Genomic DNA, 11,013 nt, shown 5'->3' on the forward strand with positions numbered 1-11,013 from the left:
ATGGGTATGGCCCTTGCGTAAGGGGTTTCCGACCGCTCGGTATGTCGGTTCGGTGACGATCCTGTGCGCGTGGCGACGAAACCGGCGATAACCTCCGTCGTGGATCTTTCCGCAGGTCACGGGCGAGTCTCGGGCCGCCCCCGGGGCCAGGCAGGCCGCTCGGCACGACCGGTCCGGCGAATGCGCCGGGCGGGCCGACGACGTGGTCGGGTGGATGCCCTCGGCTGCTCCCCGGCCCGAATCGGCCTGGCCTGCTGCCGATGGCGGGAACGCCTCCGCCCAGGTCTCCGTCCGCCAGCAGCACCGGTCGGCACCCCGCGGCCTGATCGTCCCGGGCCTGGCGCTCGCGTCGGTCGACACGAGAGGACCTTAGATGTCCTGATGCAGGACGGCCCGGCTTTGTTCGCGGGTAGCGGTTCTGGCTCACTTTCCGTGCTCCGTGCACGGTGAGTGATTTCCTCTGGGAGACCAGTGGACGGAAGGTGGGTCTCAGCCGCAGACGATGGGGCGGCCACGTCGGATCGAGTGCTGGGCAGCGCGCAGGAACAGTGCGACGTAGAAGGCTGTGTCCAGGTCCTTGCTCCACGGTCCCGGACGAGCGGTGGTCGGTTCCTCTGTTTGGTGCCTGAACCACGCGCTCAGGTCGAGGTTGTCGCACGTTGCCGGGATTTCGGGTGGCAGAGCGATGACTGTCGCCAGCTTCTCGGCGAGCAGTGGTACCTGGGGGGCGCCGACGACCATGGAGTGGTAATCGCTGGATTCGACGGGCAACCAGATCTGCTCATCGAGCGAGACGGGCACGAGCACGGTCCAGCCGCAGAGGATCTCCGATTCCTCTTGTGACAGGTGCGTCTCGCACAAGGCGAGGAACCCGGTCATGGACGGGGTCAGCCTCTCCTCGAAGGCTTGCCCTGAGCCAGACGCGAAGCCCGTCTCCGGGGGCACGCCCTCGTAGGGCGGCAGGCCCCGCTGCCTGAGTTCAGCGTTGAGAGCCGAGGCGACCTCGCCCCACCCGTCTTCCTCGTCGCCGAACCATTCCTCCGCACCGATGCTCACCATGTACACACCCATATGGGGGAGTTACCGCGCGTCTCCGACATCGCTCGGTCTTCGCCGGCCCCCAGAGCGAGAGGTGCGTCGAACCTGATCACGGGGCGTCGAAAACGGTCACGGTCAGCGCCTTGTCCCACCGAGCGGCGGCCAGGTCGTCGTGGCGGATCACGAATTTCGTGTAGTACTCCGCGCAGCCCCGGGCTTCATCGGCGAGCGGTATCCATTCGCTCGCCAGCCGGAGCGCGTCCTCGTCCAGATAGGAAAGCCATCCTCCCTTCGCGAGGGTCTTCGCCGTAATGCTGCCGACCGTCGCCTCGTCATCGGCGTACCCGCCGAGGGCGAGGTAAGCCCCGGACGACCAGAGGCCGTGGGCCAAAGATCGAAGCTCGTCCAGGTGCGGCAGTTCACACTCCATGTACCGGGCCAACTGCTGCTGGAAGGGTGACATGTCGTCCCACTCGAGATCCTCCCAGAACTCGTGCCAGCCCTCGTCCTCGTCGCCCTCCTCGAGCCAAAGGGGCAGATCGGCCCTGAGCTCGGCGCAGACGTCGATCCGCTCGCCGACACACGCGGAGTCGGGGGGTTCCGCGACCGCGGTTTCGGTGCCCTCCGGCACATGCACAACTCGTGCGTACTGGCCCGGATCGGCCCGCGATTCGCCGAAGTCCATCTCTCGGTGAACGAAGAAGAGCAGCGTCCCGTCCGCCGGCAGGTCGAAGCCCTCGATCCTCGGCAGCGCTCCGCAATCGACGGAAAGGAGCAACGGCAACGGAATGTTCCCGACGGACGGCCACTTCATGCCCACCGGCAGTCGGGGCGATCCACCGATGTGCCCGACCGGAGAACCCCCGCCACCCCCGGACAGTCCGATCGCCAAACGAAGGTGCCGGCTGAACCTGCTGATCTCGTCGTCCGGGATGCCCAACTCAAGCGCTGCTCGACGAAACTCTCCCTGGTGATCCATGCCCGAGAAGGTAAACCCCATCCAACCCACCTGATTCATTGGGGTGTTGGCGGGCATGGGTTGTACGTGACGGAGGCGAGCGGTCGGTCACCTTGGATCGACCCGGCGGCTCCGCTTCCAGGGAGCCGCGCAGCTCCAAGGCGAGGTCCCGACAATGAACGACTCCGCCAAGTACCGCACCCGGCCACCAGTCGGTCCCCACCCCACCCGCACGGCTTGAGGATCAATAGGAGCATCAGCGCGTATCGAGTGTTTCCGCGCTGACCCCCGGCGTCTATCCGTACAGCGAGGCGGCCTGGGCACCGCCGGCCAGACCGCCTTGCCTGCTGACCGTGCACAGGGGGCCGGTGTGCTGGAGTGGACGCCGAGGAGCCCCGGCCGTAGGGGGCCGGGGCTCCTCATGGGTCCGCACGCAACCACCATCGGTGCGGGCCGGTGTGCACCGTGCCGGCCGGGTCCTGGGGGAGGGGGAGGCCCACAGCCCGGCGAGTGAGCGGGTCCCATCCGCTCCACCCCCGCGGGGACGGCCTTCCGCCTCACTTGACGAAGGCGGCGAGCTCCCACTGCTCTGTGCGCCCGTACCGCGTCTGCCTGCGCCGCCGCGGGATCTGCTGCACCCTCCCGGACAGGGCCGGGCGGCCCGCGACCGCCGGAAACGCGGTTCCCGCGGCGGCCGCTGTATTTCGTCCCGGCCGACTACCGCCAGTGTCATACGGTTGAGTGCGGGATCAACCGACTCGAGAGATATCCCGCTGTCGCCACCCGGTACGACAAGCTCGCCGTCCGCTGCGAGGCGACCAGCCTCGTCGCGGTGATCAACGGATGGATATGAGTAGCTCCGGTGTACTCATGATCGCTAGCTTCACCGGCTATGAAGCAGCGCAAGCAGAAGAAACTCTCCCACCGCCTCTTCGAAGCAGTGCTGGCAGGCGACGCCATGCGCACGAAGGCCCTGCTGCGCAGTGGAGCAAGTCCGGAGAAACCAGACAGAGACGGCACCACTCCGCTGTACCTGGCTTCCGTGCAGGGAGAGGCTGAGACGGCTCGTTTGCTCATGGAAGCCGGGGCTTCTCCCGACACCGAAAGCGGCGGTCTCGGCTCGGAGGGCACACCGCTGTGCGCAGCCGCCTGCTGGGGGCACACCGAAACGATCCGGCAGTTGTTGGCACATGGTGCCGATCCCAGCCTTCGCGAAGACCACGGCACAGGCAAATCCCCGCTGGACTGGGCAGACAACGGACCTCATCCCGACGCTGCCGCGATCCTCCGGGCAGCAGGGGCGCAACCAACAGCTCACCCAGCTCCGTAGCCGGTGCTACCTCAACTCTCACTTTCATGACAGGCCTCAGAACCCAGCCCCTCGGGCCCGTGGAACAGAGAGTGAGCCTTTTCCGACCTGACGGCATGGCTTGGCAGTTGGCGGGCTGTGCGAACCGCTGAAACTCCTGGTGGACGGGTTCACGACCAAGGTCACCCGTGCCGACCAGGAGCTTCGTGTGCTTGTCCATCCTTCCCCAAGCTCTCGGCTTCGCTCGAGCAGGGGAGACCCCCTTCGATCGGTCTGTCCAGTGCCCACCTGCGCCACCTCGCCGGGCATCTCACGGTTCGCCGTCGCGAGATCGGCACCCGGTGGCGCCGCGTCACGCCGGGCCGTCAGGCTCTGCTGGTCCTGGCCCATCTGCGGTGCGGCGACACCTATGCCCGGCTCGCCGCCGGGTTCGGTGTCGGGATCGCGACGGTCTACCACTACGTCCGCGAGGCGATGGAGGTCCTGGCCGCACTGCCTCCCGGCCTGGCCGAGGCGATGCGGACCGCGAGCCGCCTGGCCTTCGTGATCCTGGACGGGACGCTGCTGCCGATCGACCGGGTCGCCGCCGACAGTCCCGTACTACTCCGGCAAACACAAATGCCACGGCATGAACGTCCGGGTCCTCGCCGATCCTTTCGGGCGGCTGTTGTGGGCCTCACCTGCGTTGCCCGGCTCCACCCATGACCTGACCGCCGCCCGCGCCCACGGCATCGTCGGCGCGCTCGCCGAGGCCGGCCTCGCGTGCTGGGCCGGCAAGGCGTACCAGGGCGCCGGCGGACCCGTCCGGGTGCCGTTTCGTGGCCGTCGCCTCAAGCGGTGGCAGCGCCGGCACACCAGCACACACGCCAAGATCCGCTGCCTCAAAGAGCAGGCCATGGCCACCCTCAAGGGCTGGCGTCTCCTGCGGAAGCTCCGGTGCAGCACGAACCGCATCACCAACTTCGTGAAGGCCGTCCTCGTCCTTCACCGCGCATCAGCGTGAGGTTGGAAAAGGCTCAGTGATCACGCTGAAAACGCTCAGTGAGCCGCAACGGCTCGGGAGACCGCTTTCGGCGTCTGGGCAGTCTCGGCGACCCTGGGAAGGTGATGGTCACTTGACGTCCGCTGCTCCTGTCTCGGGGCGCGGTCAGTTCCACTCCGGAACGGGTGAGTTTCCTCGGTCCTGCTGGGTGGGGCCCGGAACCGTGGGCGCAGTCTGGTCCACTGCCGCCACCCGACCGGCCATGACGGCCGTGGCGGTCGCGGGTCGTCGGCCGGCCATGCGGCATCCCAGGCAGTCGGGGTGGCCCCGACGCGCCCCGAGGTCCCGCACCCGCCAGGGCCACTGCTCCCGGGGGCGGGGGCCGCTCGGCTTGCCCCATCCGGCGAGGTGCAGCACCCAGGTGGTGAGACCGGCCAGGAGGCTGAGACCGGTGCCGAACAGGAGCAGCGGCGGGGAGACGGCGACGACCGAGGCGCCGAGGACGCTCAGGCCGGCGACCGCGAGCGCCGTGCCCGTCCAGCCGGCCAGTGTGTGACCGAGGTCCACATCACCGTGCGCGCTCATGAAAGGTCCTTCCTGACGACAGGGATAGGCTGACTCAAGAGAAAGTTTATCTCACGAGCTAAGTTACTTAGACTGTAAGGGAAACGTGCATTGGCTGACAAGGAGCGCCCTCCTGCCACCCGGGAGCAGGCACACGCCCAGATGGACCGGTTGATCGCGCTGGGCATCGTGGCGCAGCACCACATGGCGCAACGCCTGGGCCTGAACGTCACCGACCTCACCTGCCTCGGTTTCGTCCTGGAGGCCGAGGGAGCCGGGGAATCCGTCAGCGCGGGCGATCTGGCACAGCGGGCGAACCTGACCACCGGGGCGATCACCGGTGTCATCAACCGGCTGGAACGCGCCGGATACGCCCGGCGCGAGAACGATCCGAACGACCGCAGACGGGTGTACGTCGTCTCCGACGCCTCGGCCTCCGCCCGCCTCTTCGCGGCGTACGGAGGCAACTACCGCCGCATGGCCGACCTCTTCGCCGACTACTCTCCCTCGGAGATCGCAGTGCTCTCGGACTGGCTCACCCGCGCCACCGCGGTCCTGGGGGTCTCGCTGGACGAGGCACGCGAAGCCGACTGACGGCGGCGGGGGCCTGGGCGATCACGGGGACGGACCCTCTGCGATCTCTACGAGCGAGGAACCGACGTCCCGCTCTCCGCTTTCGCGGGGATGGACCCATCAACAACGGATGCATCTTGATGCGGCCATGTACGGGACTGTGTGTTTCCTACTCGGGTGCGGTTGAGCATCTGTGCTCTGACGCGTGCCGGGGGGTGCCGGGAGGCTGGGGTCATGACGAACGAACAGCGAACCCCCGCGCCTTTGTCGATGACGACCGTGCTGCTCGCCGGCACGGCGGTGGTGATGTGGGCGGCCTGGCTGGGGTGGGACCAGCACTATGACGTGCATCCCGACGGCTCTACGACCGGCCCCTATGAGGTGTGGCAGGTGATCGGGCTGGGGCTGGGTCTGCTGGTACCGGTGTGCTGGGCGGCGTTTCGGGGACACGGCATGGCCGCGGTACTGGGAATCTCGGGCGGTCTGACGCTGGCCGCCGCTTACGACTGGTCGGACGATGCCAGTGGCCTGTTCGTGATCGGCGTGGGAATGATCATGATCGGGAGCGCGGCCGCGACCGCTCTCGCCGCGGTCCTGACCTCCACCCTGCACCAGGCAGTGTCCGGAGCCGGCCGCCCCGGGCACTGACCCCGGCCGGCACACCTTCCCACCAGCACTATGGCCGGCAGGGCACCGTCGGTGTCGACGAGGTCGGCGAGGACGTGGTGGTGGCGCTGCCAGTTGAGCGGCCACGGGCAGTCCCAGTCCGGGTCGACCTCCGTGAGCTGCGCCGCGCGTACAGCGGCCTGCTCCGGGTTCTTGCCCAGGCCGTTCTTCGCGCCCTTCCGCCGGAGGCTGGTCATGTGCTGCCCGACGGGCACCATCGTCTCGCCCTCGCCCCACACCGCGTCCTGACGCGGCGCGAGATGCCCGGTGGTCCGCCGGTACGAGCGCAGCGCGGCGAGCTTGTTCTCCCACGCCTCCTCGCCCGGCTCCCACGCCATCCCAGCCTCCGGCGCGTCCAGGACCACCTTGCGCCGGTCCTCGAGCTCGCCGGCGTGCAGGGCCTTGCACTGCTGGTGCACCCACCGCCCAAGCGGAAACGCCTTCTGCAGGCCCGACAACTGAACCGGCCGGCCCCGGGCATCGATGCGCCATCCATCCGTGCTCTGCGCACCCAGGGCCTGACCTGGGCCGCGACCGCTACCGAAACCGGCCTGTCAGTGAAAACGCTCCGCGCCCGCGCGTGAAACGGTGCTGGAGCCGCATCGAGCTCGTTAGCCGCACCCCGCAGATACCCCTCAGCCCTCCCGCCCTCCAACAGCACCCGACACTCCCAGCTGACTGGGGGCTGGTGTTTGTCTACCGGTAGAACGAGCCGATGGCCGATGTCGCCATCGCCAAGATCAAGGAGGACCTGTCAGCGGCGGGAACTGACACCCCGGGACGCCCCGGTCACAGCCCTCCCAGGCCCGGCCCCTCGTAGACCACCACCGGCTCCGGGCGCGGCTCGGGTGGGGCGGGGGGCGGGTTGTTCCTGCGGGATTCCTGCGGCTCGTGCAACGGGTGGCGGGTCGAGAGGATCTTCGTGCCGTCGACCGCGAGGTTCCGCAGCCGGGCCGGTTCTCCCCGGCGGATCCACTCGGGGCTCTCCGCGGCCGCCATGGCCGCCCGTCCGGCATCCGTGACGCCGTACACGCCGGTGAAGGCACTCTCAGCCCGGTCCTTCACCCGGTAGGCCCACCACAGCAGCGGCGGGTGGCCCAGGAGCGGGAGGTAGGAGCCCGTGACCACCGCCAAGACGAGGCCCGCCACGGCAACCGCGGGCAGCCACCGTACGACGGTGTCATGACGGTTGCGGGCCTGCAGTCTGCGCCGGGCGGCCGGCGACCGGCGGAGCACGCCGGCGGGGTGCCCGTCGTCGCCCCGCAGGCCGTCGAGGACGAGCCGGTCGCGCAGGGCCCGTATCACGGGCTCGTCGTCCCAGGCCGGTAGAGGCCAGGGCACGTTCCCCTCCTCGTCCGCCGCCCGGGCCGCCAGGTCGAGCGCCGCCTTCTCCATCTCGTCCCGGGGGCCCCGACCCAGGGGCCGCAGCGCGACCCGCCGCTTCGAGACCCGCCGCGCCTCAAGGCGCCGGTCCGCGTGCATGCGCAGCAGGGCGACCTGGACCACGCGTTCGCCGCCACCGTGCAGATAGGCGAGTTCGTACAGATCCAGGCGCTCATCCGGTGCCCGCGGCGGCCTGACCCCGGCCGTCATGGCACGGTGGGCACGCCGCAAAGCCACCGCCGTGGCCCGTACGATCATGAGCGAGGCCAGTAACAGCGCGGCCCCGAGCAGGTTCCCCCACCACGTCCCCATGTGCTTCCCCCTCGTGGAACGGTGTGCTTCACCCCACTGTCTGCCCGCGCCGGACCGGTACAAGTCGCCTGGCAGAGCTGGTTGCAGTGTCAGTTTTCCTGGAGGGTCGAGCAGTCCAGGATTCGTCCGTCGGTGGTGCCGATGAGCAGGCGACCGGGTTCGGTGACGGTCAGCGCGGTCGGTATGACGGGCATTCCGGCCACGACCAGGTGCTGGCGCCAGCGGACGGTGCCGTCATGGGGACTGAGTACGACGAGCTCGCCGTCGTCGTACGCGACGTAGACGGATTCCATGTCGCGGTCGAGGTCCGTAGCCTTCCGGTCGGTCCGGAAGGCCCATACCGGGTTCTCTCCGGCGATCGTCCGCCGAACGACGAACGATCCACCTGGCTGCGTTCCCTGGCCGTGGTAGACAGTGCCGGCATGGATCAGGTCGCCGTCGGCGGTCTCCACACCGGGGCCCGCGAAGTGTGTCTCGCCAGGCATCCAGGAATAGGGAGACAGGCGACGGGCCTCCGCCCGTCTGGGATCCCGCGGACGTTCGCCGACCGGTGTGTTCCCCAGGTCGACTGCCGCCAGCCACGCTTCACCGGATCCGGACTTCTGCCCGCTGTTTCGGGGGCCGCTTTCCCGGAAGTAGACCCGGCTGCTATGCCGGATGCGCAATCTGCTGCGCGTACCCAGCCCTCCAGCGGGGGCAAGCGCGGGCAGGCCGTCGGCACACCGCACCAGGGACACCGCACCGGCCGGAACGAAGTGGTCCAGCCGCGCCCCGTCGTGAAGCGCCAGTCGGACCACGGCCTGCGTGTGCTCCTGCCATGGGGGCCGCATGAGGCCGACCCAGGCCGATCGCTCATCCGCGGCTACGACGAGGTCGCGGCCGCCACCGTCGTCGTCCTGAACAGCCCACTGCCGCTGTCCTGAGGGCAACCATGCTTCCAGCTGGATTCCGTCGAGGGTCGCCATGAGCCTGCCGTCGGACAGCTCCTCGACCGCGCGGACGTTGCGACGCGGGTCCCATGCGCTACTCAGCCTGGAGACTGCCTGGCGTGCCTCCTTTCGACGGTCGGTCCGCGGGGCCGCTACGCGTGGTCCGGCCAGGTCGTGTCCGGTGAGTGACCGGGCAGGCACAGCCCTCCAGTCGGCCCGGCGCACTACCGCAATGTGCCCCTCATGCCACGCGTCTTTGTCCTGCCAGTCGTCAGGCGGCGCCATCAGCACGCGTAGTTCCTGCTCGCTGAGCCACTCCAGGCTCAGGACCTGGCGGCCGAGTTCGTGCTCGATGAGCGATGTGCTCCTGCCCGTTCCCAGGTCCAGAAGAAGCAGCTCCCCTTCGAAGAAGTAGCCGCCGTCGTAGTCGCCCGTACCGACGGCAAGCAGGGGGAGCCGGGGGTGGAAGGCCATGGCACGTACGGGGTACCGCGCGCGGAAAAGAGCCAGGCAAGCCAGAATGCCGGTGTCGTAGACGCCGACAGGCGAGACGCTGCCGAGGTCGGGCACGCCCCCAACCGCCGTGTGTGTGCCTGCCACCGCCAGCACGCCGCGGCTCTCGTCTGCGACGGTGAGGACTGGGTCGCCGGCCTCGGCGAAGGGCCGGTCACCGAGGATTCGCTCGATGCGGAACGAGACGGTCATGACGGTGATCTTCTCAGCGGCGAAATGCTGCATGAGACCCCGGGCCTCACGGGCCGTCGGCGCCTGCAGCAGCCGAGTCCACGTGTGAAAGCGTGCGGTGCTCTTGCGGGCCGCATCCACCGTTGGCGAGGGCCTTGTCGTGATCCGCTGCGTGGTCGCTGGCTTGGACCTGGCCCTTCCGAGTCATCAGGTCCTGGCCGTGGTCCGTGACCGCTCCAAGATCACCGAGGGGCACTCCGGCCCGGCGGTCACCACCGGCGACGTCCTGGAGCCGCCTCCGTGTCCGCTGCGGCCAAGGGGCAGGACGTCGCCGTCAGCGCGGTTGGCGGCGGTGACGGCCCCGGCCACGTGGCGACCAGCAGGCCTGCCGCCGAAACTCTGGTGCAGGGCCTGCGCTCACTCGGCGACGCCCCGCGGCTGATCGCCGTCGGCGGGGCCGGCTCGTTGCGCACGCCCGAAGGCAGGCAGGTGTGGGACGCCGAAGGACTGCCCGAGTTCGTACTCCAGATCATGCACGCGCACGGTGACGCGCTCGACTTCTACCGGACCGTCGACGACGTCCGCCGGACCCGTCTCAGCCCCGCCGCACAGATCGAGCCCGGTGAGCGCACCGGCACCCACCACATCGGTCTCCACGACTTCGTCGTGGACGCCGACGGCAAGAGTCTTATCTCCGTCGAGGAGTACGCGGTGGCGCTCGTGGACGAGATCGAGAAGTCGGGTCACGGTAGGAGGGCGTTTCGCCGTCGGCGACCGAACTTGCTTGCCCGTCCGGCCCCGGGTGCCGATCGGTCTCGCCCCGTAGCCGCCCTTCCGGCTCCGTGCCAGGGGGCCGGAGGCATTCCCGTGCCCGGGCCGGGCACCCGACCCGCTCGCGCCCTGTACGTTGTCCCCTGCCGAACCCCCGTCGTCGCAGCGCGGCCCCTCACCTGGTCGAATGGTTCTCCCCTTAGAGGTCGTTTTCGTCTGTACTGCCCCTGTATCCGGTGGTTTTCTGGCTGTCGGGTGGTGGTGTTTGTGCTGCTGGAGATGCGGGCTGGTTCTTGCGGGTCGGGTGGGGTGACAGGTGGGTCAGGGGATGGCTTGTGCCTGTCTCATCTCGAAATGTCTGGTCTTCAGGCCGCGTGCTTCCGTTCTTGTTGCTGTGCGCCTGGGCGCATGCGATTCGTAGCGGTAGCCGGAAGCATGGCGAAGCGACGTCCGTATCCGAGTGACCTGTCCGATGCCCGCTGGGAGTTGATCGAGCCGGTCCTGTCCGCGTGGCGAATGGAGCGCCGACGCACGGCTCTGCACTTCGGCCGGCCGCCCGAGCACGACCTGCGCGACATCATGGACGCGATCTTGTATGTCGACCGCACCGGGGTCCAGTGGCGCTGTCTCCCGCACGGCTTCCCACACTGGAATACCGTCTACGGCTACTTCGCCAAAGGGGCCGACGAGGGTGTGTTCGCCCAGCTCAACGGCTTGCTGAGGCAACTGCTGAGGGAGAAGGAAGGCCGGGACGCTGAGCCGACGGCCTGCGTGATCGACGCCCAGAGCGTCAAGACCTCCACCAGCGTTCCGGCCTCGAGCCAGGGCATCGACGCCGGCAAGA

General features: G+C 68.8%; 9 protein-coding genes and 3 pseudogenes. 6 read left to right on the forward strand and 6 right to left on the reverse strand.

Features of this window, described 5'->3' with window-relative positions; all coding sequences use genetic code 11:
- Positions 1–489 precede the first annotated feature (489 nt).
- Together ACZ66Z_RS35750 and ACZ66Z_RS35755 are read right to left on the reverse strand one after the other, a co-directional pair.
- Entirely contained in the window at positions 490–1,071 is a 582-nt protein-coding gene (locus tag ACZ66Z_RS35750) for a hypothetical protein (protein ID WP_469940082.1), read from the reverse strand.
- A 76-nt stretch (positions 1,072–1,147) separates the two neighbouring features.
- On the reverse strand, positions 1,148–2,074 hold the full coding sequence (locus tag ACZ66Z_RS35755) for a DUF1963 domain-containing protein (protein ID WP_469940083.1): 927 nt from the start codon (positions 2,072–2,074) through the stop codon (positions 1,148–1,150).
- A gap of 814 nt (positions 2,075–2,888) precedes the next feature.
- Between ACZ66Z_RS35755 and ACZ66Z_RS35760 the strand changes: the two genes are divergently transcribed.
- Both ACZ66Z_RS35760 and ACZ66Z_RS35765 read left to right on the forward strand, forming a co-directional pair.
- The gene (locus ACZ66Z_RS35760) at positions 2,889–3,326 is read left to right on the forward strand and encodes an ankyrin repeat domain-containing protein (protein ID WP_469940085.1); all 438 of its coding nucleotides are present in this window, start codon (positions 2,889–2,891) and stop codon (positions 3,324–3,326) included.
- A gap of 246 nt (positions 3,327–3,572) precedes the next feature.
- Positions 3,573–4,308 (forward strand): annotated as a pseudogene (locus ACZ66Z_RS35765) (transposase family protein).
- 144 nt (positions 4,309–4,452) lie between these two features.
- Here the strand turns inward: ACZ66Z_RS35765 and ACZ66Z_RS35770 are convergent.
- A complete protein-coding gene (locus tag ACZ66Z_RS35770) occupies positions 4,453–4,872 on the reverse strand; it encodes an HGxxPAAW family protein (protein WP_469940086.1) in 420 nt (139 codons plus the stop codon).
- A 141-nt stretch (positions 4,873–5,013) separates the two neighbouring features.
- Between ACZ66Z_RS35770 and ACZ66Z_RS35775 the strand changes: the two genes are divergently transcribed.
- Both ACZ66Z_RS35775 and ACZ66Z_RS35780 read left to right on the forward strand, forming a co-directional pair.
- A complete protein-coding gene (locus ACZ66Z_RS35775; RefSeq protein ID WP_469940095.1) occupies positions 5,014–5,445 on the forward strand; it encodes a MarR family winged helix-turn-helix transcriptional regulator in 432 nt (143 codons plus the stop codon).
- A gap of 249 nt (positions 5,446–5,694) precedes the next feature.
- Positions 5,695–6,072 carry a hypothetical protein gene (locus ACZ66Z_RS35780; RefSeq protein WP_469940097.1) on the forward strand — a complete coding sequence of 126 codons (378 nt, stop codon included), beginning with the start codon at positions 5,695–5,697 and terminating at the stop codon, positions 6,070–6,072.
- A gap of 29 nt (positions 6,073–6,101) precedes the next feature.
- Here the strand turns inward: ACZ66Z_RS35780 and ACZ66Z_RS35785 are convergent.
- From ACZ66Z_RS35785 to ACZ66Z_RS35795, 3 genes and pseudogenes are all read right to left on the reverse strand, one after another.
- Positions 6,102–6,542 (reverse strand): annotated as a pseudogene (locus ACZ66Z_RS35785) (helicase associated domain-containing protein); the annotation flags it as partial.
- A gap of 337 nt (positions 6,543–6,879) precedes the next feature.
- Positions 6,880–7,785 carry a TIGR04222 domain-containing membrane protein gene (locus ACZ66Z_RS35790; protein ID WP_469940088.1) on the reverse strand — a complete coding sequence of 302 codons (906 nt, stop codon included), beginning with the start codon at positions 7,783–7,785 and terminating at the stop codon, positions 6,880–6,882.
- Between the two features lie 89 nt (positions 7,786–7,874).
- Positions 7,875–9,452, reverse strand: a complete 1,578-nt coding sequence (locus ACZ66Z_RS35795; RefSeq protein ID WP_469940090.1) for a PQQ-binding-like beta-propeller repeat protein — start codon at positions 9,450–9,452, stop codon at positions 7,875–7,877.
- 106 nt (positions 9,453–9,558) lie between these two features.
- Between ACZ66Z_RS35795 and ACZ66Z_RS35800 the strand changes: the two are divergent.
- Positions 9,559–10,224, forward strand: a pseudogene (locus tag ACZ66Z_RS35800) (NAD(P)-dependent oxidoreductase).
- Positions 10,225–10,604: 380 nt separating this feature from the next.
- The coding region (locus tag ACZ66Z_RS35805) for a transposase (protein ID WP_469940091.1) at positions 10,605–11,013 on the forward strand (409 nt) is incomplete at its 3' end.

Source organism: Streptomyces sp. NPDC107498, assembly GCF_055582805.1.